Below are 23,526 nucleotides of genomic sequence, written 5' to 3'. Positions count from 1 at the left end.
TAAAAATCATTATGGCCATTAAGACAATCTGCATGCATTTTATTGATAACGTGAAGTAAATTGGACCCTATGATAGTCTTAGATTATCAAGATTTACCAGCGTAGATTTCCACTGCTGGCACTCGCTCCCATCAACTTTGTTTTGAAATTTTAGGTAATACCTTTTTTGTCTACAAACTCAAATGTTAACTAATATTGGTTTGACGCTCAGACTAAAATGACAAATAGTAGTTTTTAGGATCCGACTCAAAATAAAAAGAGCAAACCCGTTAAGGTCTGCTCTTGCCTGTTTCAATGAATCATTTTCTATTTATCAGCATCTCTTCAAGAGGAAATTCTTCATTAGAAGCTTCTTTTTTTGAGCGTTTTATGGAGGTTTTGATAAGAATGGTTGAAGCAATTGATAATGCCCCCATGATCAGGTAACCTGTGGATCTTGAAAACACTTCAATCAAGATGCCAATTAGGACGGGTCCCAAAAACATTCCAGCCGAATATAAACTTTGGAACAGGCCCATTCTCGTAGATTGTTTAATCTCCGGGATATTTTCAACAGCCCAGGAAGTGACGACCGTAAAGATCAGCCCGTAACCGAAACCTTGGAATGCCTGCAATAGAAAAAGCATCGTTAAATTTTCAGCATAAGGAATCAATATGATGATGACCCCTTGTAATACCGCTCCCAAAATCGCCGTATTCATTAAACCGATTTTTTTATAAAAAAGGGCTCCGCATAATCCTGCGGCTAAGCCATATATGATCAGGTGTGTGTTTGCCAGCATGCCAATCAATAGCGGATTTGCTCCAAGGTCGGTAGCAACTAAAGGTGTGAACGTATCCCTTGTTCCAATGGTGACCATCAAAGCAATCGTTGCCAAAACGGAAATGACCCAGATTTTTTTATCGGTGATTTGCTCAACAAGTATTTTCTTATCGTATTTTACTTTTACCCCTTTAATGCTGAGGTCTTTTGTGAAAAATGTTAAAACAAACGCAAGTATGGCGGCGGCCACCGCTACTAAAAAGCTATACCGATACCCATAACTATTGGCCACTAATGCACCGATGGTTGTCCCTAGTATGGAGCCAACCGGCGATGCAACACCCAATATCGCCACTGCTTTTGCAGCTTCCTTCACACCAAAATAAGAGGCGAACATAACATTGTAAATAACCCAGGTGGAACCAGTTAAACCATCCGAAATTTTCCCAAGGTACAATGTGGTAGCATTTGGTATGAAAAAGGCTAGCGTCCACATTACAATGGTTATCAGCAACCCCATTTGGATAAACAATCTTCGTTTATGCAGCATATCCGAAAATACACCGATCGGAAGTCGTGTCAATAAGGCCACAATCCCTGAAATTCCGATTATACTGCCTATAATAACTGAATCGAACCCAAGATCCTTAGCATAAGAGGAGATAAATGGATCAAATGCGGTAATGGTGACAAAGAACAACAAGCTAATGATAAAGAATAAGATGGTTTCTTTCCGATTATTAATTTTAGTTTTGTCCATATATTCCACCCTTTCATTCCCCTCCCTTTCGTCCCACTGGACAGAAAGGCGATGCTATTAGTATTTACACATATTCTCATATATTTTTCAGGGTTAGGATCTAATCTGCAGATACTGCCCATCCACCTGAAACTATTTCAGGCAGAATGGTAGTATCCATTTCTTCAAGGGGCTGCACCAGAAGCATGCTCCTTAATTGAATGCGTTTTCAGCAATCATAATCATTTAGAAGCACACTTTGTCAACCTGACTGTAGCCGATAATTTATGGCCTTCCAAGCCTTCGATTTCGGATTGATCTTCCGCATGGGATGCCAGGAATTGAATGCCCTGACCTGTAATTTCCTGATGTGTCATGACTTTCACATAACTTCCTGCCCAAAGTCCCCCTGTATATCTTGCTGCCTTTTGAGTCGGCAATGTATGGTTCGTTCCAGATACTTTGTCAGAGAAGACGACGGAACTTCCTTCATCAAGGAACAATGATCCATAATTATTTAGTTTATCCATCAATTCGCGGCTATTTTTGATATGCAAATGTAGATGTTCAATGGCATAATCATTGCAAATATCCAGTCCTTCTTGTAATGAATCTGCATAAATGATTTCCCCTCTTTTTTCCCATGATTCGTGTGCAGGGGAAGATGGTGAGAATGTTTTCAAAAATCCTTCGATTGCTTTTTCTGTTTCTTCGGCAACCGTTCTGGACGTTGTGACAAGAATGGCCCGTGCGTACGGATCGTGTTCAGCCTGGGCAAGTAAATCGGCCGCTATTTTCTGAGGTGAAGCCGAATCATCAGCAAATACCATCACTTCACTCGGTCCGGCAATAAGGTCTATGCCCACTTTACCGAACACCTGACGTTTTGCTTCTGCGACAAACCGGTTACCTGGTCCAGCGATGATATCCACTTCCGGAATGGATTCGGTTCCATATGCCATGGCAGCAATGGCCTGCGCCCCGCCAATTGCAAAAATGTCTGTTGCACCGGAGCGGATCAAGCCATATAAAACGGCCGGATGGATGCCGCCTTCATAATTGGCCGGGCTTGCTGCAACGATCCTTTTTGCTCCTGCTACCTTTGCCGGGGCAACGACCATGGGTCCTGATGATAATAACGGGAATCTCCCGCCTGGAACATAAGCCCCCACCTTTTCGATCGGTACGATTCTATGGCCCATTTTAATACCCTCGCCAAAGTCCTTTTCGAATGGAGTTAGGCAGTTCAACTGTGCTTTAGCAAAATCGGATACTCTTTCCACGACTCTATCAATCAGAACTTTTACCTCTTCAGGAAGAGTATTGATGCAACGCTCGATCTCTTCTTCACTAACCCGGACAGGACGATCGGAATCACCGAATTTTTTTTCATATTCCCGTACGGCATCATCCCCGCCTGCTTTTACATTTTCAATAATGGACTTCACCGTTTGTTCCACTTCATGTGAAGAGGTCTGTTCAACTAAATCCGCTTTTTTCATATATTCCATCCTATTTTCCCCCTAATCGTTGTTTAGTAAAGTGACGGCTGCAGAACAGCCGTCAACTGGCCAATCATGATACGCCGGTAAAATTCCCGTCATCGATTGTGGATTCACCATCTTGTTGTGATTCGTTTTCATCAGGCAAATAGATCTGACGCAAAACTTCCATTCCATCAAACAATAGCCATTCCTCCGAAATTTTTTGATTGCGGATTTTATAGTGGCTGATGCCGGCAATATCAATGGCTTTTCCGCTAGGGGCTCCGAAGTATCCCGTTCCTTCGTGCACTCCTTGTATTCTCCAGCGAACAGCTACATCCCAATCACTGTCAGAGCCGCGTCTATTACAAGTTACCCTCTCAAGAATCACTTTCCCATTCGGTATGGAGGCAAAGAGGCTCATGAACATTCCTTGAATTTCACTTACTCCGATTACATCCTTGTTGCAGACATAATGAACGACTGCATTTTCCTCATAATATTCCCGAACAAAATTAAATGAGCGCCGAGCCCAAATTCGATTGAATACAAGCTGCATGAACTCCCCTATCTCGAACTCATCAGAGGATGGCGTGAATAGTTTGGGAGGTAGCCCCGTTTCTGCTGTCTCTTTAAATCCAAACTGTATCGAAGGAGCAAGCTTCTGCGTACTTCTAGCCATTTTTTTAGCAAACTCGACCGGATCCAAGCCAAGTTGCAGGACAAGATGATATGTATCCATCACAAGCCATTCTTCGTATATCTTATTATTTAAGATCATACAATCAGCGCTTGTTCTGAACATCACTTTCTTTCCGGTGGCAGGACCGTATAAACTATCTCCAAGGTTCGTTGCAACTGAACGCCCCCGGTGTGAAGTGAAAAATCCTGCTTCATCATCCCCTGACCAGATTACACTCCATCCCAGCCCTTTCCGATCCGGAAAAGCATGCAAGGTTTGCAGCGTACCTGAGATGACTTCGTTAACCCCATGGCTATTGATCAACCCTTTATGAACGGATATGCTTGTGCTATACGTATCGTAAATAAGTCCGATGTCTTTCTCTTTCCAGATTTGACGTGTGATTTTCACAATATAATCAACGATGTTATTGTATTCCGGGTCAAAGCCGTTCATCCTCTGTTTCTTTTGATTCGTTTCTTCTATATTAATGTAATCATAATCATCTTTTGTATCGAGCATATTAACGTCTTCAGCATCCGCATAGAAGATGAAGTTCGGTGTTTTCTTGACCGGTTGGCTTGCATTCGTTGCTGTTTTTTCTTCTTTTGGAGATACTTGCACTGAACCTGTCTTTTTGTCTGCCATTATAACCATCCTTTTCGTTTAAATAGTTTCGTTGAAATGCTGTACTTCTTGTAAAGTCATTTAACAGATTGAGTGGCCTTGCTTACAGAGACAACATCATTTAACGCAGACGTAATCACATTATTCAATATGACCCCGACATATTGGGCGCCTTTGTCAAAAGCCGCATTAGCGGCAGCGCTGTTACTGGCAACGGTACCAATTGGCATATCGAGCTCTTTCCCTTTTATGAACAGTTCATCGATGACCTTTTGCACTTCAGGATGACTTGCCCCTTCTAGTTGGTATCCCATGTTCACCGAGAGGTCTGTAGAACCGATAAATGCCAAATCAATACCAGGAACTGTTGCAATGTCTTCAAAATTGTTTGCTGCAGCGAGCGTTTCAATATGCACAATTATCATAACATTTTCATTACTCTCATCTAAATAGTGTTTTCCGCCATCTTTTCCGTAACGCGCCGGTCTGGTGGAATACGATACTCCTCTATTTCCATATGGAGGGAATTTAGCCCGCTTAACTACCTCAAGTGCCTCTTCTTTTGTATTGACCATTGGTACTTGTACACCTTTTGCTCCGCGATCTAAAGCCTTTTGAATACTGGAAGGGTCATATGAAACCCGGACGATCGGGACAAGCCCAATAGAATCTGCCGTACGGATAATGTTTTCAAGCTCTGATGCACTGAATGCACCATGCTCGTCATCTATTACGACGAAATCAAAGTCGGCATAACCGAGCATTTCGACTAATGGCGGGGAATTTATCCCTAAAAATGCACCAAGAACTTGTTCCCCGCGTTTGATTTTTTCCTTTATGGCATTATTCTTCATTGTCTTCCCTCTCTTTCTACAGACTGTATCTTGTTCAATCCAGTTCCCAGCATTTCAATTACATGACAGCCATTCCCTCAATGCAGCGCTTACTTTTTCAGGCTGTTCCAAAGGGCTTAAATGGCCTGAATGACTTATGATTTCAAGATTCGCCGCCGGGATGTTTTCCGTTAAAAACTCGGACATGTGCAGGGGGCACACCCTGTCTTCCCTTCCTACCAAAATCATGGTCGGGCATGAAATAGTAGAAAGGATGGGACGTTGGTCATAGCGCGTCATCACTGCTTTTAACTGATTGATATATCCTTCGATCCCGACTTTTTCAGCCATATCGATGATCGTTGAAACTAATCCTTCATCATTTCTTCGGTCTGGGTGGATTAACACCGGCAGAAGGTGATTGATAGTAATATCCAGAAATTGACCGTTATTCGCCATATCGATGAACCTCTCCCAACCTTCGATTTGTTCAAGGCTTGGAGGGTTTGGATTCGTATCAAGCAACGCTAGCTTTATGACCCGTTCTGGTGCTATTCGCATGATTTCCAGAGAAATGATGCCACCCAGGGATAAACCTGCAAGTGCAAACTTATCAGGTGCCTCTTCCAATACCGACTTTGCGATTCCTTCTATAGTATCAGCCTTCGATACATCACAGACTTTCACATCAGCAAGATCTGATAGGTTCACCGTTTCCCATAGACGCTCATCACAAAGCGTACCAGGAAGCAAAATGAGCGGGACTTTAGCCATTCTTATTTTTCACCCATTTTTAATTTATCGGCAATTTCCTTTTCAAGTTCTTCAAAGTTATCCGGTTTAATCATTTTGCCTAAATCATTGGCAAAGAATCCATATTCAGCTGCATCCTTGATCACTTTTGGTGACCAGTAAGGGTCTTTTCCATCAAATACTTTATGTTGTTCAAGAACGGCGAAGATCCAAGCATCTTCTTCACTGATGTTTTCGAAACCTCTCCATAAGCCTGGCGGTAATGAAATTAAGTCCCATTGATCGATGATCGTTTCGCCATCAATTTCATCAGGGCCCTTCCCCCAGTAAAAACGCCATTTTCCTGAAAGAGGAAGGAAGGATTCAATGTAATCATGCGTATGGTAAGCAGGACCGTTCCCTTTTTGGGCTTTCACCATTCCGATTTGAAAACCATGCGGCTCGGTAATTTCAGGAGTGAAATTATCATTTTCGCTTGCTGTATCACCAATTAATGTATAGTTGATACGTTGATGACCCGGAATGATACTATCAATGAACATTAACGGTATTCCTTTTGATTTCATTTGATCAAAACGGACGATCCAATTGTTTTCCATTTCCTCATTCGTTACCGCTTTTTTTACTTTAGGCTCTTGTACTGACATTTTGATTTTCCCCTTCCGTGTTCGTTGATTTTTTTCATTTTTTTATTTTCATGACCGCGCTATTTAGAGAGTAAAGACGGCTAGTTTTAATTCTGTCATTTCCTCGACTGAATACTTAACACCTTCCCTGCCAGTCCCGCTGTTTTTCACACCGCCATATGGCATTTGGTCAACCCTGAACGATGGTATGTCGTTCACGATGACACCTCCGACCTCAAGCCGTTCAACAGCATCAAAAGCTTTTGGCATCGAAGTTGTATAGACGCCTGCTTGAAGGCCGTATAAAGAATCATTCACAAGATCGATGGCTTCATCCCATGTGCTATAGGAATTCACTGAAACGATGGGGGCAAATGCTTCTTGGCAGCTTACCTCCTGTGTTGACCCCGCATTCTTGATAATGGTTGGATGAAGGATTGCACCTGTTCTTTGACCGCCATATGCGATTTCCGTTCCAGCGTTTCTAGCCGATTCGATCCACCCTTCCACTCGTTTTGCTTCATTTATACTGATCAACGCGGAAAGATCTGTATCTTCTGATTCCGGATCTCCAAATTTTAGCTGTTTCGTCTTTTCGGTAAACTTTTGCAAAAATGACTCATATAAATCTTCCTGTACATAAATTCGTTGGACAGAGATGCAAACCTGACCTGAATAGGCAAAGGAACCTTCGACACAGCGCTGTGCAACGGCATCCAAGTCAGCAGCACTGTCGATAATGACAGCAGAATTGGAACCAAGCTCCAATGTCACCTTTTTCAAGCCAGCTCTTTCTTTGATCCCCAAGCCGACTTCGACACTTCCTGTAAATGTGACCATTTTAATTCTCGGATCAGTGACCAATACATCGCCAACGACGCTTCCTTTACCTGTGACAACATTCAGGGCGCCTTTAGGTAAACCTGCTTCTTCAAAAATTCCGGCTGCGGCCAATGCACTAAGCGGTGTCTGTGAAGCCGGTTTTAAAATGACCGAGTTGCCTGCAGCAAACGCGGGACCAAGCTTATGTGCCGCTAAATTAAATGGAAAGTTAAATGGTGTGATGGCAGCAATGACGCCGAGCGGTTCACGCTTTGTATAAGCAAAGCGGCCCTTGCCATTTTTAGCGGCATCCATCGGAATCGTTTCACCATGAATCCGTTTTGCCTCTTCTGCTGCAAACTTGTATGTTTCAATCGTGCGTAAAATTTCGCCCCTTGCCGCCTTTAATGGCTTAGCATTTTCCTTAGCGAGTATTAATGCACATTCCTCAAGCCTTTCCTTGAAAATTTCGGCTGCACGTTCCAAGATATTGGAGCGCTCAAGGGCTGTTAGCTTTTTCATTTCTTTTGCACCTTGTTCCGCACATTCTATCGCTTTTAGTACCGTCTCCTTTTCTGCCAAAGGCACTTGCGCGATCACTTTGCCGGAATAAGGGGACCGAAGATCGTAATGATTCTTTTCTGCCAGCCACTCGCCGCCGATGTATAATCTCTTTTTATCGGAATTTGTCTTGATCAAGTCAGTTTCCCACCCTTCCTTTAAAGGCGCTTTGATAGATTCCGAGAATCTTTTGTTCATTTAGCTTATAAGGAGTGTTCGATAGCAAGCGATCAATTTTAGCCGCCTGTTCCGCCAGCATCGGTAATGAGTCCTCTTCAATCCCAAGTTCTGATAACGATGTAGGTAAATCAAGATCCTCCAGAAGCTGATACATATAATCAACAACTGCCTTCAATGCTTCGCTTGGCTGTGATTTGAAATCACCCAGCTGTAAAAAGGACGCTACCTCCATCATTTCTTCCGTGCATGTTTTCCCAATCACTTCGAAAACGAATGGCATTAAAAGGGCATTTGCGACACCATGCTCAATATGATATTTACCGCCTAGCGGATAGGCCAGTGCATGAACCGCCCCAACCCCTGCATTTGCTAGAGCCACACCCGCTAACGAACTTACCCAGCTCATTCCTGTCCGTGCATCCAAATCATTTCCGTTATGGACAGCTCTCGCAATGTTCGAAGGAAATAGTTTCATTGCTTTCTCTGAATAAACTTTCGTAAGCGGTGTAGCCTTGATGGCAATATAAGATTCGATGGCATGTGTAAAGGCGTCCACCCCTGATGCCGCGGTTACTCGTGCCGGGCAGGAAATGGTTAATTCCGGATCGATGATCGCTACATCCGGAAGGAATACCGGGCTTACGATCCCTCTTTTTACTTGCTGCTCTTCATCACCGAAAATGGCATTCATCGTCACTTCCGAACCTGTTCCTGAAGTTGTCGGCAAAAGAATGCATTTGACCGTTCTCGATTTCACCACTTTTTCACCGTTTAGATAAGTTGTTATATCGTCTTTCCCGCATAAAGCTGCTGTTGCTTTTGCTACATCCAGCGCACTTCCCCCGCCGATTCCGATGATTACATCACATTTTTCGGCATCCAGCGTTAGTACGGCCTCCTTCAATAGCTGAAACGTCGGCTCTCCCGAAATCTCCGTATATGTAATGGTTGGTACGGATAGGGGCTTAATGTGATCCAACACTTTTTGAACAACGCCAACTTTTTCCAGACCTTTGTCACTTACAATCGCAACCTTCTTGGCTCCCAGCTCTTCGATTTCCTTTACTAACGTCGTAAATGCCCCAACACCAACCCGGAAAACTGTCGGCATTCGAAAATCTTGGATTATATTTTGAGCAATAGACATGATTACCCCTCCTTTGAATACGTATTCAAAAAACTCACCAGACAGTCCAACCGCCATCAACCACCAATGTTTGACCTGTCATCATATCTGAACAATCCGATGCCAGATAGACCACGCCGCCAAATAAATCCTCCGTTTTAGCAAGTCTGCCAAGCGGAATTCTGCTCAATACTTCAGTTTTGAACGTTTCATCTTCAAACATCGGCTTGGTCATCGGTGTTTCAATGAAAGTTGGAGCAATGGCATTGACATTGACCTGATATGGTGCCCATTCTATCGCAAGCGCTTTTGTCAGCTGTGTAATTCCGCCTTTACTGGAGGAGTATGCAGCCCGTTTGTAATAACCGACGAATGCCATTTGCGAAGACATATTTATGATTTTGCCTTTTTTTTGGTCGATCATATACTTCCCTGCAGCTTGGCTCGTAAAAAATACACTTTTTAAATTAATGTCCAGTACTGTATCCCAATCTTGCGATGTCAGCACTTCAGCTGGCTTTGCCACGTTAATTCCTGCATTATTTATTAAAATATCAATCTTACCGAAGTGTTTGTATATCCCTTCCATTACTTCCGCCGTTTCCTCAACCTTTGTTAAGTCAAATGAAACGGGTAAAACATTTGCACCGGTTTGCCCAATTTCATGTGCAGCTTCTTCGAGTTGCTCTTTATTGCGGGCAACTATCGCTATATCGGCTCCGGCCTGCGCAAGCAAATGGGCTAAGTCTTTACCGATTCCTTTACTTGCGCCTGTTATGATAGCCACTTTACCGCTTAAATTAAATAAATGATTTATATCCAATCTATCACCTATCTTTACCTCATCGAGGCGATTTTTTTACATTCAGGCATTTGGCATTTTGGTTTTGAATACGTATTCAAAATTATGCAAAATACTTGTTAGCGATTACAAATTACAATATAAACAACTTTCTGACTTTTGTAAATAGTAAAAATAATATTAAGTCTAAAAAACTTTAATTTATATATTAAAAGTGACCGATTTCTATATAAGGAGTGTTAATAAAAAATACACTTAAGGCCCAACCCAAAACCTGCCTTTACCCTTAGTCTTGCATGGGGGCAGGCCCTGTTGTTTTACGGACCATCAATTCAGGCTTAAGAAAAATTTGTATAGATGAAGATGATGTTTCTTTATTTTCTATGAGAAAGATTAGTTTTTCCAAAGCTGTTAAGGACATTTGATCCATTTGTTGAGATACTGTGGTCAGCCCTATAAATTCATTAGAGGACAATCTTATATTATCAAACCCAACAACGGATAAATCAGCAGGGATTTTCAAATTCAGACTTGAAGCTGCATCTAAGACTGCGAGAGCCATCTGATCTGATGCGGCAATGATTGCAGTCGGCCTGTCCTTCTTTTTCAGCAGTTTTTTTGTAAATGAATAAATCTTGTCATAGGAAAATTCGCTATTGAAAATCAAACCTTCATCAATCTCATATCCGTTCTCCATCAGCTCTTCTTTATAACCTACCGTTCGCTCATATGTTGCCAAGTATTTGGATGGACCGGATATTTTCGCAATTTTTTTATGTCCTAATTTTATTAGATGCTGAACAGCGAGCCTGGCACCTTTATTATTGTCCATTACGATAAAGTTAACGTCCTTGATATCGAGGAAACTATTATATAATAATACTGGAAATCCATTATCATGTAACTTTTTGATTTTTTCAGTATAGTTTTTACTAACGCTTGTAAGAATGATTCCCTCTACCCTTTTGCCAATCAGCAAATTAATGGCTTGTTCCAAGTTTTCATCTTTATGCCCCGTGTTATAAACGATGACATCATATTTTAATTCCTGTGCCCTTTCTATAATGACTTCCGCCGTTTCAGCAAAGAATGGATTTGAAATGCTCCCTAATATCAAACCTATTGATTTGGTTCTTTTTTCAACAAGGCTTCTGGCTATTTCATCCCTTGTAAAACCCAGCTCATTAATTACAGCAAGAACCTTGTCACGCGTGTTTTTCTTAATATAGGGGTAATCATTCAACACCCTGGAAACGGTCGATTGTGAAACACCCGCTATTTTTGCCACATCTTCTGTCGTCACTCTCTTCATGCTTCATTAATCCTTTCTACGTCTAGTAATTGTTATCCTAGGAAACTAAACTAACGTATTTATACAAAATAAACATTATGATTTCCCTTTAATATATCATAATATTTAAAATTTTACTTCCAGTTATGGAACAGTTTTGGGTTTTGGATTGTGTGAGGTTAAAATTTTCGGAAAATAAAGTGAATGAAGCAGCTTTTGTAGCTTTTCATATCCTATATGAAAAAGAGCCGATCTTTAAAGATTGGCTCCAGACGTAGACATTGCATACAATTTTAAAAAACGTTCGGCGTTGATTTCAGAAATCCGCTCCCTTTCCGCCGACTGTCTGCCAAGCCTCCTCGACGCAAGCGTCTGTGGGGTCTCGGCTAGCCAGTTATTCGGCAGGAGTGTCGCAAATTTCTTCAATCCATTGAGGGTTTCAAACAGTTTAAAACTATTAAGGAATCTTGTCCTAATATCTTGGTCGGGGTGTCCGCCCCTCTTATGTCGACAAACTAGTATTAATTGAGTTGCCTGTAATTTTAAATAACGGTCGGAGTCATTTCAGAAATCCGCTCCCTTTCCGCCGACTGTCTGCCAAGCCTCCTCGACGCAAGCGTCTGTGGGCTCTCGGCTAGCCAGTTATTCGGCAGGAGTGTCGCAAATTTCTTCAATCCATTGAGGGTTTCATAAAACAGTCAAAAACCCATTAAGGAATCTTGTCCTAATATCATGGTCGGGGTGTCCGCCCCTCTTATGTCGACAAACTAGTATTAATTGAGTTGCCTGTAATTTTAAATAACGGTCGGAGTCATTTCAGAAATCCGCTCCCTTTCCGCCGACTGTCTGCCAAGCCTCCTCGACGTAAGCGTCTGTGGGGTCTCGGCTAGCCAGTTATTCGGCAGGAGTGTCGCAAATTTCTTCAATCCTTTGAGGGTTTCAAACAGTTTAAAACCATTAAGGAATCTTGTTTAATATCAAGGTCCGGAATGATACCATTCCGAACCCCTTTTGTAGATATAATTAAGTTGTCAAAACTTACACGTTGTTTGGAACGTAAGGCACTCGCCTTCCAGGTTTCAGTGAAACTTAGCCTTTAAAAAGCGATACAGTCCATCTTCTCGATATGAATACTCCGTCACTTCATCGGCTTGTTCTTTGACAAGGTCAGTGGCATTTTTCATGGCAACGCAATGTCCGGCGAGTTTAAATAGCGGGAGGTCATTTTCGCCATCGCCTACTGCGAGGATATTTTCGGGTGCTAGCTGAAAATGTTTCAGCAGCAGTTGAACGCCTGTTGCTTTTGTGATGCCTTCCACGGTCACTTCTACATTATGATGGGTGGAGGAAGCTGTGGTAAAGGCATTGTACTGCTTGATTTTCCCCAACTCCGCTTTCCATTTTCGAATCGTATTCATTTCATTGCTGAAAAAGTAGATCTTGGCGACGCTGCTTATATCCAATTGTTCCGACCATCTTATTTTGTCTTCGACTGCATCCTGTCTTGATAGCCATTCATTTTCATCGACTGTCTCAGGTTTTGGTATCAAACCTTGTTTAACCATATAGTCTTTATCTTTAAGTAATGCCATCCGTGTTCCATCATTCGGATGAACTTCGTAAAAAATCTCTTCTGCTCCTGCTTTTGCTACCAATTCCTCCACAAGTTCCGTCGACAGGGCGTGTTCTACTATTTGTTCCTTTCCGATGAATACGGACATTCCATTGGCGGTCACCATTCCATCGGCTTCCATGCCGGACGGCAAAACGTCCCTCACTTCTTCCAGCGTTCTTCCTGTTGCAATGAAAATCAGTTTACCGCTTTTCCTGAGTTCGCCTATGTATTGTTCCAGCGTCTCATTCACATTATTTCTTTCGTTCAATGTCGTGCCATCCAAATCGAGCACAATTGCCTTGTTGGTCATGAAAATCACCTCAAAAATCAGAATGATGATGAAAATGCCAACAGCCCATTATCTAGAAGATGTTAGGCTGCTGGTTTCATTCATATATTTTTATTTCTGTACCTTATTAGTATAAAAGTTTAGGATAATCCTAAAAGTTTCATGACACTCAGGATCAAGAGACCGACCACACCGAAGTCCGAATCACCAAATGTGGTCCCTTCAAACCCTACATCCCCCAAGAAGACCAGGAGTATCGCCGGCAGGAAACTGATGATGAGTCCGTTGGCAAATGATCCAAGCATCGCTCCTCGTCTGCCTCCTGTGGCATTTCCGAAAACACCTGCTGCAGCTCCGGTGAAGAAATGCGGTACAAGTCCCGGAACGATTACTTTCAATCCTAGTACCGGAAGGAGGAACATGGATAATAGTCCAGCAAGGAAACTGAATAGGAACCCGATGATCACTGCATTTGGAGCGAATGGAAAGATGGTCGGACAGTCCAATGCAGGTTTTGTATTCGGCGCCACTTTATCGGCAATCCCTTTGAATGCAGGAACGATTTCAGCAATTAACATCCGTACCCCCGCAAGGATGATGTAGACTCCTGCAGCAAATGTTATCGCCTGGATGAAAGAAAATACGATGAAGTTCGAACCGCCGGATAATTCCGTTTCAATATAGTTCTGTCCGGCAAACAATGCGACGATCACGAAGAACATCGTCATCGTAAGCGATACAGCGACAGATGTATCCCTCAGGAATCCTAAAGATTTAGGAACCTTGATTTGCTCTGTCGTTTTTTCCTTATTTCCAAACCATTTTCCCACAGTCGCGGATACGAAATACCCGATTGTGCCGAAATGGCCGATGGCAAAATCATCGCTGCCGGTAATCTTCCGTACGTATGGCTGAAGGAGGGCTGGGAACATCACCATGCATACTCCTAATAGAATGGAGCCGACCAAGATAAGCGGAAATCCGCTGAGCCCGCCGACCGATAGGGTGACTGCAAGTAAACAAGCCATGAATAAGGTATGGTGTCCCGTTAAAAATATATATTTAAATGGCGTGAAACGAGCTAGCAAAACATTGACAACCATACCAAATACCATGATAAGTGCAGTCGAAGTCCCAAAATCACTTTGGGCGGCTGCGACAATGGCTTCGTTATTCGGTATGACGCCTTGTACGTTGAATGCATGATCGAACATTTTACTGAATATATCAAGGGCGCCAATGAGCACCGCCGCTCCCGCTCCGATGATAATGAAGCCCATGACGGTTTTTAGCGTTCCAGATACGACATCCGCACTGGATTTCCGCTGTAACAGCAGTCCGATGAGGGCAAACAGCCCCACAAGTATGGAAGGTGTACCCAAGATGTCATTCATGATAAGTTCCAGCATTGCCTCTCCCCCTCTTCTTTATGTTTTCTTCTTATAGATGTGAAGCCAATTTCGATGTGATTTCAGGAATGCTCATCATGTTTTCCAGTGTGACGATCGTCCGGGTTCCATCATCCAGCTGACCGACAATATCCGCCGCTCCCAGGAAAATATCAGCCTGAACCGTTTTTGCGGATGCCAGATCCGTATGATCCACCTCGGCTGTCTTCCCCATTTCCGTCAATGCTTTCTTCACATTCATCTCCATGATGAAGCTGCTTCCCAATCCATTACCGCATACTACCATGATTTTCTTCATATCAATCTCTCCTTTTTTTATCCTACGTGCATTTCCAATTTTGATTTGATTTCAGGGATGCTCATCATGTTCTCCAGTGTGACGATCGTCCGGGTTCCATCATCCAGCTGACCGACAATATCTGCCGCTCCCAGGAAAATATCAGCCTGAACCGTTTTTGCAGATGCCAGATCCGTATGATCCACCTCGGCTGTCTTCCCCATTTCCGTCAATGCTTTCTTCACATTCATCTCCATGATGAAGCTGCTTCCCAATCCGTTTCCGCATACTACCATGATTTTCATTCCGCTTCCTCCTTCGAATATTTATGAACGTACTCCATAAGGACCGATTTATCTGAAGTGCTTAAGATTTCTTCTATATTGGCTGGCTCATTCAATAATTGAGTAAGCTGGATCAATGCCCGAAGATGCGAATCGTTATCTACGGCCGCCAAAATGATAATCAGGCGGACCGGTTTATCCGGCGCAAAGTCCACGGCCTCATCCAATTTCAGCAAACTCATGGATAAAGACCTGACCCCCTGCTCCGGACGTGCATGGGGAATCGCCACTCCAGGCGTTATCACTACATATGGTCCATTCGTTTCTATTGCCTCAATCATGGCATCCACATATCGTTCTTCGACGGTACCTAAGTCCACGAGAGGCTTGGCCGCGACTTGAATGGCTTCTTTCCAATCGGAAACTTGCTGCTGTAATTGGATTGTTTGCATATTGAGCAGTTCTTCTAACACAGGCTTCTCTGCCTCCTTTAAAGAAAATTGGGTTATTTATGGTGTATGGGTATACACATTCGACTTCAAAGCCTTTTCAAGCTGATCCTGTTCATGGATGGTTGCATACTTGGCAATGATCTTTAATAAAGCTGCAACATCCACAGTTTCACTCGTATATCCATACAATTCCTGCATGACCTGCTGGCGTAATGTATGTTTGTCCTGCATTTCCAAAATCGGCGGTACAACGAATAATGCCGCTTTTGTTCTCATATGCACTGTCGAGAAAACAAGATCGTACGACAGTGGGTATTCAGCCGCATTCCTAACGGACAAAACATCCAGGAACAAAATATCAGGAAATAATTCCCTCAATGTATAAATGAGGATATTGCTGATGCCAATACCATTCGGGCATACGACAATCGCCCGTTTTCGATCATCCAATGTAGTTCCTTGCCTGCGCAGCCATCCGCCAAAATAGATTGTGAAATATGCCACTTCTTCTTCTGATACTGGACAGCCAACCTCTTTCTCCAACACCCACAGAGATTTTTTTGTCAAATGATGCAGTTCGGGATATACCTTCTGCACCCGTCCCGTCATCGGATTCATTTGCGGGAGGCCATACCGCAGGCGATGATATGCCGGTTTAAAATGAACGTATAATTGTTGGCATAGCTGCTCTTTGTCTTTTAGGTGAACAAATGCCAGCCTCTCGAACTCTTCCACGATTTCCTGCAAAAGGTGTTGAATGACTTCATCATCCTTAAGAGGGGAAATATCCTTCGTTCGATTCATGCTCAGTAAATGTAAGGTTGCGTATAAGTTTTCCGTTTCGCTCCATACTGATTGAAAGGCATTCGTCCTGGTCATTTCCTCAACCAGTTTGTATTCTTCCGTCGCAACAAACGGTGCCCAGCTCTCATCTGCCTGTAACTCTTCCCCTTTTCCTATGAGCTGATCTGTACATAGAAATAAATAGCTCAGTTCATGAAGCCGTTCATCCGTAAAGGTGATGCCCAATTTACGTTCGGCCCTTTCAAGCTGTAACCGGATCGAGCTGATTTGCTTTTCATGATTTCCCCATATGCACTCCATGATCCATTCACTATTGGGACTGTTCAGTACATCATGCACAAGACGTTCGATGATATATCTCTTTGTTCGGCTTTCCCCAATCACCACGTAGCCATCTTGTTTGGAATACTGGATTTTGAGCGATATGTCCCTGTTCTTCTCTTTAAGTCTTTTTAAATCCTTCAGCACCGTATTTCGTGAAAGCCCGGTGATCGTTTGGAAATGATAGACGGACAATTCCTCTCGGCTTAACAGGATCATGAGGTAAAAGACCTTTTCCCTATCTGTCTCTGAAAATATATAATTGCGTTTTGTTAGTTTTACATTCAATTCTTCATCCCTGATTGTTTCAGAAAAGGAGTAGCCCATTTCACGATTATATTGAATCGGTTGATATCCATGAAATTGGAGCCAGTCATTCGCTTTGCTCAGACCATATTGGATTTGCCTTCTCGTCAGACCTGTTTGGGCTTCAAGCTCTTTCATTTTTGAAATGGGCGAATGCTGTAATAGTTTTAGTAAATTGGCGCTTCTTTCATCTAAAAACATTCTCAATCCCTCTCCCTGCTTCTACGATATCTCACTTCTTATTAAAAATGTAGCGTTTCTCAGTCCGAATGTTGTCATAGGTACTGCACAATAATATACTCTATAAACATTTGTGCACAATACTGCATCCTTGCTAGGTCAATTACCATTCTGCCTTGTAGAAAAGCGGGTGAATTAAAAGTGCATTATGCAGTATTAAAATGAAATTGCACACACTATTGGAGGGGGTGTTCCTTGTACGTTCCAGGCACTCGCTTTCTGCAGGCGTTCTGGGAGCTGCCTAGGTGCGCCTTTTCGCCTTCGGTCTCCTTGGACACGTATCTCCCGCAGGAGTCTTTTTACCTTCCATTCCAGATTACTAATTCACACCGCTAGTACCTTCAAACAATACTTCTTGCTTTTCATGTTTTTAAGAAGCAAATGCTTTGTACTACTTGAAAATAATGAAAAAGTAATGAAAAAGGCAACCAATAGACTAAAAATCTCATTTCCATAGGTAAAACCTCCTCTTTTTATTTGTAAATTCAAAATATTTAGATTACAATGCGTAATATACTAACTAAAAAAGTGAGGAATTGTATTTTCATGTTTAATTACCTAAGGTTTAGATATAAATCATATATTATTATTCTTTTAGGGATTTTTATTGGTACAATACTTGCAGACATTTTATTTGAAAATCCAGATTATTTTATAGGCATTACTTATGTTCTAGTAGGTTTATTAATTGGAGAATGCATAATGATAAAAAAATGGTTCAAAAAACGATAAACAAAAAGAAGACTTTACAAAGGGTATCCTCTAACTATTCAAGTGAATAAGGTTTTGAAGAATAATTATGGTACATTCTTTTTTTGTTTGAAAGCTGCAGCTTATAAAACGCGGTTAAGAACGCTTCAAATCCGGTAAAAAATAAAAAAGGTTTCGGAATGAGAACATTCCGAAACCTTTTTGTTTACAAACTGGGAAGGACATAATGTCCCCTCCCTTATTCAACTTGGATAAAGACACAATCTAGATCTGCTTGCTGAAATCGCGCTGAGCCCCCCTATAGCTTCCGATGATATTTTGATAACCAGGAAGCTGGCTGGAAAGTAAAGCTCCAAAACCTTCGACATCGTTGCGCCAATCACGTTGTAATTCGCACGCTACGCTAAACCAGTTCATAAGCTGCACACCGCCATGGGCCATACGCGCTAAAGCCGCATCAGCTACCTGTTTGCTTACTGTTCCAGAAGCATCAGTGACAGCGAATACTTCATAACCAGCTTTTAAAGCGGAAAGTGCCGGGAAAGCAACACAGACATCTGTAACCACTCCCGCGATGATAAGTTGTTTTTTTCCAGTTTCTTCGATTGCTTTAACAAAATCTTCATTATCCCATGCGTTAATTTGTCCAGGCCGAGCTATTTTTGGTGCGTGAGGAAAGAGTTCTTCCAATTCTTGCATGAGCGGTCCGTTTGGTCCGTTTTCAAAGCTTGTCGTTAAAATGACTGGTAAATCAAAAAACTTAGCTGTATTGGCCAGAGCCATAACATTGTTCTTGAATTCATCAACACCATAATCACGCACTAGCCCGGAAATAAGACCGGTTTGATGATCCACCAGAAGAACGGCAGCATCATCTTTGGAAAGACGGGAATAGAGATCAGACATTTTTAAAGTCCTCCTTTTATTAAAAGCTATCGAAGAAAGTTCATATGTAGGGAAATCCCCCCAACTCCTTCGTTGGTTCCAGTCAGTTTATAACTTAACTGATCGTTGCTTTTAGTTTATCTATAAACTCATAGCCTGTCAATCATATATAGATTAAGAATCATTTATTGTTAATCTATAATTGGAGTGTGATCGATCCAATGTATGAATTGTTGTAAATAACGCTCAAGATAACGTTTTGTTTGATCGTCAGTAAGCACTTTCCGATCAGGATCAATCTTTTTATGTACTTGCGAAATCAGCATTTTTTGAAATGGAAGAACATGAACTTGCATGGCTTCTAATACTTGCCTGATTTGCATTTGAGCAAATGCAGTTCCCATTCCACCAGGAGTAGCTCCAATCAGACCAACTGGTTTTTTGGTAAGAACAGCGAACTCCCGAGGTCTTGATGCCCAGTCCAATGCATTTTTTAATACGCCTGGTATTCCAGAATTGTACTCTGGACTCACGATAATGATACCGTCGACGCCCTGGATGGCGGATTTAAATGATGCCACTGTTTCAGGAACCCCACTTATTTCTAAGTCTTCGTTAAACAATGGAAGATCATTAATTTCGATCCAGCGAAATTGATACGAATCAACCATTTCTGTCAATGATTGAGCAATGATTCGATTATAAGAATTTTCCCGTAAACTGCCACAAATAAGGCCGATGGTTCTGGTCATCTACTTCCCTCCCCGTTTGAAATCATCTCCTATAGTACCATAAAATACCAAAACTTAAAAAGTGACGTTATTCCTAATTACATATTTACTGAATTTGGCTTAACTTAATATTGGGTAAATAGAACTTTTATAATGGATCATGAATTCTAAATTGATTTCCCCAAAGTTATATTGAACCCCCCTTCCATTTTCTGAATATTTCCAACATACTATAAACTATAAGGCGATCGGGAGGAGTGCAGAGATGGATGAAAAGAAAGTTACATGGTTAGAGCTCTTTTATGATTTGTTATTTGTGGCGGCCGTTGCGGGCGCAACTCATGTTTTACTGCATGTTGAAGATGGTTATATACATCTAGAGTATTTATTAAAGTTCGTATTGATTTTTATTCCTATCTGGTGGGCTTGGGTAGGGCAAACCATATTTATTAACCGGTTTGGAAAGGATGTATTTCATCAACGGCTATTTTTGATATTGCAAATGTTTTTTGTCCTGATCATGACATCAAGCTTATCTGCTGATTTTGATCCTTATTATGTTTCTTTTTTAATTGGTTATATTGGATTGAGAGCCGTGACTGCTATCCAATATCTTGTTGTACAGCGGATTGAAAAGGGATTTAGAAAAAAGGCAGCACTTTTTTTGGGAAGGTATTTTTGGATTGGAATCGCCATTTCATTATTCTCCGTCCTTTTTGATTCTTGGCTTCGGTATGCTGTGTTGTATTTGGGTATTCTGATTGATATCATTGTCCCGATCCTTGGAAGAAAGTGCTTAGAAAAGGTTCCTACAAATACGGCCCACTTGTTAGAGCGCTTTGGTCTATTTACCATCATTCTCTTTGGGGAAGCTCTTGTCAGCACTCTTGCGGTAATTCAACCTAAACAAGGAAATTGGGATTCGATAGCCTTTTCCATCATTTCATTTGCCCTGATAATAGCTATGTGGTGGCAATATTTTGATAACATGGAGAAGAAAGTCGACAAGTCTGTACAATCTTCCGGCCAGATCATCATTTACGGACATCTGTTTATTTTAATGTCTATAAGCATGATTGCAGCAGCCATCAGATTATTGTTTTTACATGAGGTCCATTATTCATTCATCCTCTATTTTGTTTTTGGTTCCGTATTGCTCTATTTCATTTCAACCACTTTTGTTTTCCACCAATATAGACACAAACACCAGCGGTTGCAAATTTATCATTTAGGGCTATTTTTAGGGATTTTAGCACTCTTTTTTATTTTTAATTTGTTTGTAGGTGTACCAAATATTGTGATTATAGCCGAATTAACACTGTTTTTTATTATCTTTGCTAAACTAACGACTACATAATAAAGAAATCAAAGAAACCAGTATCGAATGATTATACTGGTTTCTTTGTATAGAAGTTGGAAGTTTTTGCATTTGACACCTAATTAGTTTATTCATAAACTGATTGGGACAAAGAAAGTATGAGGTGACATTCATGCATCCCTTCACATCTAATAATGAGGAAAGACTAGGTTTAATGTTATGGTTCCGAATCACACGAATATATAATCAGAGTATCAGGGAATCCAATCAACATTTAAAGAAATGGAATCTATCGGCAGCCCAATTCGATATCTTGGTTCAAGTGGGTTCCCATGAACGATTGTCTCAGCAAGAACTGGCAAACAAGCTTTTTGTGACGAAAGGCAATATCACTCAACTATTAAGGAAAATGGAAGAAATGGGATTGATTAAACGGGAGCAGGAATGGAAAACAAAATACCTTTCATTGACTGATGAAGGAAAAGAGTTTTTTCATGAAGTCGTTCCAAAACAAGAGCATTTTCAGGCATCACAGTTTTCCAACTTGAACGAGACGGAAAAACAACAGCTTTTAGATTTACTTAGTAAAGTTCAAAAATAATAAAAAAACAGATCACCCGTTTGAATGGTGATCTGTTTTTTTATCTTTGTTACTTCGGTTTTTTCATGAACAATGAAGCACCACATTCACGATGGCGAAAATCAAACAAATTTTAATACAAGTGTTGAACCTGAGGCGGCAGCTGCCGGTAAATCATTTGCCACATCAGTCAAGTAGCCATTTTGCTTCGCAGAGAATGGGGAAACCATGACCGCTATCCCAATTGCCCTTGGTTAATACAAACCGGTCTGTTTGCAAAAAAATTCTTTGAATGTAAGTCTTTTTTTTCCTCTCTAAATAACAATTTAGACGAACTTTTTATTACTGCATTTTGATTATTCTACTCGATTATCAGTTGACATTTTGTATACAAATGTATACATTATAAAAAGAGAAAGTGTATACATATGTATACATAGAAAGAGGTTATAACATGAGAGATGAAAAATTCAAAAAAGATGGACATCACGGTGGCAGGCATAAAGACCATGGTTCACACCATCGTGGCCCCAAAACGTTTCGCCGCGGAAGGGCAATTGCTTTTTTAGAGATGATGAATCTTAAACGTTCAACCATTATGGAACAGTTAGATAAACCAGAGTTTCAATCCATCAATCAAATCTTAGTCGGTGAATTGAAAGCAATTGATATGTTAATCAACGAGTTCATTCAATTATTTGAAATACAAGAAAATGAAGCAGCCAATAAGAAAAGTGAAGAAAAGGAAACTTCCAATGAGAAAGGAATGGAAATGAATGAAACAAATTAACAGTTATATCGACTCAGTGTTTTATACCGGAGATGCCCTTTTGGAAGAAGTCATTTCGTCCATACAAGAAAACGGAATGCCGTCCATATCGGTATCCCCCTCATCCGGAAAACTTCTTACTATGCTTATATCCATTTCAGGAGCTAAAAATGTATTGGAAATAGGCGCTCTTGGGGGGTATAGCGGAATCTGCCTTGCCAGGGGATTCGGCAGCGAAGGAAAATTAACCTCTCTTGAATTAAAGGAGGAATACGCAAAGTTAGCTTATCGCAATCTATCCAAAGCTGGCTTTGGCGACCAAGTATCATATATGACCGGAGCAGCTCTGCAAAGCCTTGAACAACTTGAGCGTGATAACAGGAAATTTGATTTTTTCTTTATAGATGCTGACAAGGACAATTATGAAAATTACCTGCAATATTGCATTAAACTGGCAGAACCGGGTGCTTTAATCGTCATGGATAACGTACTTGCGAGGGGCAGTGTCGCAGATCCGGATGCTGAACCTAAACATTACACTGCATTTATGAAGGCATTCAATGAAAAGGTGGCCAATCACCCTCAATTGGAATCCATGCTAATTCCAATCGGTGATGGGCTGACTATTTCAAAAGTAATTCTCAGGTAAGTGCAAACTCACGAGTAAAACTTCTTAATTCACGAGTAAACTGCCCAAACTCACGAGTAAACTGCTCAAACTCACGAGTAAACTGCTCAAATTCACGAGTAAACTGCTCAAATTCACGAGTAAACTGCCCAAACTCACGAGTAAACTGCCCAAACTCACGAGTATAGTGCGAATTCTTGAGTATTTCGTTCAAATTCACGTATATATCAATCAAATTCTCGATATATCGCTCAATCTCAAGTATATATCGACCAAACTTTCGATTTTATCGATCAATTTCACGATTTTATCGATCAAACTCTCAAATATATCGCCCAAATATCCATTCCATGAAGAAAAAATAATATGAATTTCTATAATCTTGAATGAAAATGATTTTTATTATCAATAATAAATATGAAAGAAGGGTAACCAGTTGATGGTTACCCCCGATGATTTAAATTTCTGGATCAAATGTTTTGCAATCCGTTTCTTTGCTATTTGATGCTTGATTCCCTTTATGGCTTACAACATAAATAGCATCAGCACTGCATTTGTTTCCAGAATCCCAATATTTACAATTATTCACTTCACATAGAACATCTTTTGCCATCTTAT

At 41.2% G+C, this 23,526-nt stretch carries 23 protein-coding genes; 4 read left to right on the top strand and 19 right to left on the bottom strand.

Annotation, left to right across the window (positions count from 1 at the left end; all coding sequences use genetic code 11):
• Nucleotides 1–299: 299 nt before the first annotated feature.
• The 18 genes from ACQKMF_RS21320 to ACQKMF_RS21235 form a co-directional block, all read right to left on the bottom strand.
• Nucleotides 300–1,523, bottom strand: a complete 1,224-nt coding sequence (locus ACQKMF_RS21320) for an MFS transporter (protein ID WP_101224458.1) — start codon at nt 1,521–1,523, stop codon at nt 300–302.
• A gap of 221 nt (nt 1,524–1,744) precedes the next feature.
• A complete protein-coding gene (hisD, locus tag ACQKMF_RS21315) occupies nt 1,745–3,013 on the bottom strand; it encodes a histidinol dehydrogenase (RefSeq protein WP_427574843.1) in 1,269 nt (422 codons plus the stop codon).
• A gap of 64 nt (nt 3,014–3,077) precedes the next feature.
• Nucleotides 3,078–4,316 (bottom strand): ester cyclase, encoded by a 1,239-nt coding sequence (locus tag ACQKMF_RS21310; protein ID WP_427574841.1) that lies wholly within the window; start codon nt 4,314–4,316, stop codon nt 3,078–3,080.
• Nucleotides 4,317–4,372: 56 nt separating this feature from the next.
• Nucleotides 4,373–5,149 (bottom strand): HpcH/HpaI aldolase family protein, encoded by a 777-nt coding sequence (locus tag ACQKMF_RS21305; protein WP_427574839.1) that lies wholly within the window; start codon nt 5,147–5,149, stop codon nt 4,373–4,375.
• Between the two features lie 54 nt (nt 5,150–5,203).
• Nucleotides 5,204–5,902, bottom strand: a complete 699-nt coding sequence (locus ACQKMF_RS21300; protein WP_427574837.1) for an alpha/beta fold hydrolase — start codon at nt 5,900–5,902, stop codon at nt 5,204–5,206.
• A gap of 2 nt (nt 5,903–5,904) precedes the next feature.
• Nucleotides 5,905–6,528 carry a hypothetical protein gene (locus ACQKMF_RS21295; RefSeq protein ID WP_063594732.1) on the bottom strand — a complete coding sequence of 208 codons (624 nt, stop codon included), beginning with the start codon at nt 6,526–6,528 and terminating at the stop codon, nt 5,905–5,907.
• Between the two features lie 63 nt (nt 6,529–6,591).
• Nucleotides 6,592–8,025 (bottom strand): aldehyde dehydrogenase family protein, encoded by a 1,434-nt coding sequence (locus tag ACQKMF_RS21290; RefSeq protein WP_427575031.1) that lies wholly within the window; start codon nt 8,023–8,025, stop codon nt 6,592–6,594.
• A gap of 4 nt (nt 8,026–8,029) precedes the next feature.
• Complete coding sequence (locus ACQKMF_RS21285) at nt 8,030–9,217, bottom strand: iron-containing alcohol dehydrogenase (protein ID WP_427574835.1); 1,188 nt, start codon at nt 9,215–9,217, stop codon at nt 8,030–8,032.
• Between the two features lie 34 nt (nt 9,218–9,251).
• Nucleotides 9,252–10,019 carry an SDR family NAD(P)-dependent oxidoreductase gene (locus tag ACQKMF_RS21280; RefSeq protein WP_101224355.1) on the bottom strand — a complete coding sequence of 256 codons (768 nt, stop codon included), beginning with the start codon at nt 10,017–10,019 and terminating at the stop codon, nt 9,252–9,254.
• Nucleotides 10,020–10,284: 265 nt separating this feature from the next.
• On the bottom strand, nt 10,285–11,310 hold the full coding sequence (locus ACQKMF_RS21275; RefSeq protein ID WP_101224356.1) for a LacI family DNA-binding transcriptional regulator: 1,026 nt from the start codon (nt 11,308–11,310) through the stop codon (nt 10,285–10,287).
• 1,058 nt (nt 11,311–12,368) lie between these two features.
• The gene (locus ACQKMF_RS21270; protein WP_230177170.1) at nt 12,369–13,214 is read right to left on the bottom strand and encodes an HAD family hydrolase; all 846 of its coding nucleotides are present in this window, start codon (nt 13,212–13,214) and stop codon (nt 12,369–12,371) included.
• Between the two features lie 119 nt (nt 13,215–13,333).
• Complete coding sequence (locus ACQKMF_RS21265) at nt 13,334–14,602, bottom strand: PTS ascorbate transporter subunit IIC (RefSeq protein WP_230177169.1); 1,269 nt, start codon at nt 14,600–14,602, stop codon at nt 13,334–13,336.
• 31 nt (nt 14,603–14,633) lie between these two features.
• Nucleotides 14,634–14,900 carry a PTS sugar transporter subunit IIB gene (locus ACQKMF_RS21260; RefSeq protein ID WP_048883161.1) on the bottom strand — a complete coding sequence of 89 codons (267 nt, stop codon included), beginning with the start codon at nt 14,898–14,900 and terminating at the stop codon, nt 14,634–14,636.
• Between the two features lie 17 nt (nt 14,901–14,917).
• Complete coding sequence (locus ACQKMF_RS21255) at nt 14,918–15,184, bottom strand: PTS sugar transporter subunit IIB (RefSeq protein WP_048883162.1); 267 nt, start codon at nt 15,182–15,184, stop codon at nt 14,918–14,920.
• Nucleotides 15,181–15,636, bottom strand: a complete 456-nt coding sequence (locus ACQKMF_RS21250; RefSeq protein ID WP_427574830.1) for a PTS sugar transporter subunit IIA — start codon at nt 15,634–15,636, stop codon at nt 15,181–15,183. The genes ACQKMF_RS21255 and ACQKMF_RS21250 overlap by 4 nt, the downstream gene beginning before the upstream one ends.
• A 36-nt stretch (nt 15,637–15,672) precedes the next feature.
• Nucleotides 15,673–17,247 (bottom strand): BglG family transcription antiterminator, encoded by a 1,575-nt coding sequence (locus ACQKMF_RS21245; protein WP_427574828.1) that lies wholly within the window; start codon nt 17,245–17,247, stop codon nt 15,673–15,675.
• Between the two features lie 1,014 nt (nt 17,248–18,261).
• The gene (ycaC, locus tag ACQKMF_RS21240) at nt 18,262–18,903 is read right to left on the bottom strand and encodes an isochorismate family cysteine hydrolase YcaC (RefSeq protein ID WP_101224362.1); all 642 of its coding nucleotides are present in this window, start codon (nt 18,901–18,903) and stop codon (nt 18,262–18,264) included.
• A gap of 170 nt (nt 18,904–19,073) precedes the next feature.
• On the bottom strand, nt 19,074–19,634 hold the full coding sequence (locus ACQKMF_RS21235; protein WP_427574826.1) for an NADPH-dependent FMN reductase: 561 nt from the start codon (nt 19,632–19,634) through the stop codon (nt 19,074–19,076).
• A 244-nt stretch (nt 19,635–19,878) separates the two neighbouring features.
• Between ACQKMF_RS21235 and ACQKMF_RS21230 the strand changes: the two genes are divergently transcribed.
• The 4 genes from ACQKMF_RS21230 (at nt 19,879) to ACQKMF_RS21215 (ending at nt 22,929) form a co-directional block, all read left to right on the top strand.
• Nucleotides 19,879–20,970, top strand: coding sequence for a low temperature requirement protein A (locus tag ACQKMF_RS21230; RefSeq protein ID WP_260356778.1), 1,092 nt, complete (start codon nt 19,879–19,881; stop codon nt 20,968–20,970).
• 133 nt (nt 20,971–21,103) lie between these two features.
• Entirely contained in the window at nt 21,104–21,532 is a 429-nt protein-coding gene (locus tag ACQKMF_RS21225) for a MarR family winged helix-turn-helix transcriptional regulator (protein ID WP_101224365.1), read from the top strand.
• A 433-nt stretch (nt 21,533–21,965) separates the two neighbouring features.
• On the top strand, nt 21,966–22,301 hold the full coding sequence (locus tag ACQKMF_RS21220) for a hypothetical protein (RefSeq protein WP_402940806.1): 336 nt from the start codon (nt 21,966–21,968) through the stop codon (nt 22,299–22,301).
• On the top strand, nt 22,288–22,929 hold the full coding sequence (locus ACQKMF_RS21215) for an O-methyltransferase (RefSeq protein ID WP_427574823.1): 642 nt from the start codon (nt 22,288–22,290) through the stop codon (nt 22,927–22,929). Before ACQKMF_RS21220 ends, ACQKMF_RS21215 begins: the two co-directional genes overlap by 14 nt.
• 436 nt (nt 22,930–23,365) lie before the next feature.
• Here the strand turns inward: ACQKMF_RS21215 and ACQKMF_RS21210 are convergent, their stop codons facing one another.
• Nucleotides 23,366–23,521, bottom strand: coding sequence for a DUF1540 domain-containing protein (locus ACQKMF_RS21210; RefSeq protein WP_065310844.1), 156 nt, complete (start codon nt 23,519–23,521; stop codon nt 23,366–23,368).
• Nucleotides 23,522–23,526: the final 5 nt, after the last annotated feature.

The sequence above is a fragment of the Peribacillus sp. NPDC101480 genome, from assembly GCF_050277335.1.
In the GTDB taxonomy this organism is placed as follows: domain Bacteria; phylum Bacillota; class Bacilli; order Bacillales; family DSM-1321; genus Peribacillus.
The sequence above is the reverse complement of the archived record's forward strand: the minus strand, read 5'-3'. Positions and strand labels throughout refer to the sequence as shown.

Coding starts and splice junctions, on each gene's coding strand:
- ACQKMF_RS21320 (WP_101224458.1), bottom strand. CDS start 1,523: ATGGACAAAACTAAAATTAATAATCGGAAAGAAACCATCTTATTCTTT.
- hisD (WP_427574843.1), bottom strand. CDS start 3,013: ATGGAATATATGAAAAAAGCGGATTTAGTTGAACAGACCTCTTCACAT.
- ACQKMF_RS21310 (WP_427574841.1), bottom strand. CDS start 4,316: ATGGCAGACAAAAAGACAGGTTCAGTGCAAGTATCTCCAAAAGAAGAA.
- ACQKMF_RS21305 (WP_427574839.1), bottom strand. CDS start 5,149: ATGAAGAATAATGCCATAAAGGAAAAAATCAAACGCGGGGAACAAGTT.
- ACQKMF_RS21300 (WP_427574837.1), bottom strand. CDS start 5,902: ATGGCTAAAGTCCCGCTCATTTTGCTTCCTGGTACGCTTTGTGATGAG.
- ACQKMF_RS21295 (WP_063594732.1), bottom strand. CDS start 6,528: ATGTCAGTACAAGAGCCTAAAGTAAAAAAAGCGGTAACGAATGAGGAA.
- ACQKMF_RS21285 (WP_427574835.1), bottom strand. CDS start 9,217: ATGTCTATTGCTCAAAATATAATCCAAGATTTTCGAATGCCGACAGTT.
- ACQKMF_RS21275 (WP_101224356.1), bottom strand. CDS start 11,310: ATGAAGAGAGTGACGACAGAAGATGTGGCAAAAATAGCGGGTGTTTCA.
- ACQKMF_RS21270 (WP_230177170.1), bottom strand. CDS start 13,214: ATGACCAACAAGGCAATTGTGCTCGATTTGGATGGCACGACATTGAAC.
- ACQKMF_RS21265 (WP_230177169.1), bottom strand. CDS start 14,602: ATGCTGGAACTTATCATGAATGACATCTTGGGTACACCTTCCATACTT.
- ACQKMF_RS21260 (WP_048883161.1), bottom strand. CDS start 14,900: ATGAAGAAAATCATGGTAGTATGCGGTAATGGATTGGGAAGCAGCTTC.
- ACQKMF_RS21255 (WP_048883162.1), bottom strand. CDS start 15,184: ATGAAAATCATGGTAGTATGCGGAAACGGATTGGGAAGCAGCTTCATC.
- ACQKMF_RS21245 (WP_427574828.1), bottom strand. CDS start 17,247: ATGTTTTTAGATGAAAGAAGCGCCAATTTACTAAAACTATTACAGCAT.
- ycaC (WP_101224362.1), bottom strand. CDS start 18,903: ATGTCTGATCTCTATTCCCGTCTTTCCAAAGATGATGCTGCCGTTCTT.
- ACQKMF_RS21235 (WP_427574826.1), bottom strand. CDS start 19,634: ATGACCAGAACCATCGGCCTTATTTGTGGCAGTTTACGGGAAAATTCT.
- ACQKMF_RS21230 (WP_260356778.1), top strand. CDS start 19,879: ATGGATGAAAAGAAAGTTACATGGTTAGAGCTCTTTTATGATTTGTTA.
- ACQKMF_RS21225 (WP_101224365.1), top strand. CDS start 21,104: ATGCATCCCTTCACATCTAATAATGAGGAAAGACTAGGTTTAATGTTA.
- ACQKMF_RS21220 (WP_402940806.1), top strand. CDS start 21,966: ATGAGAGATGAAAAATTCAAAAAAGATGGACATCACGGTGGCAGGCAT.
- ACQKMF_RS21215 (WP_427574823.1), top strand. CDS start 22,288: ATGAAACAAATTAACAGTTATATCGACTCAGTGTTTTATACCGGAGAT.
- ACQKMF_RS21210 (WP_065310844.1), bottom strand. CDS start 23,521: ATGGCAAAAGATGTTCTATGTGAAGTGAATAATTGTAAATATTGGGAT.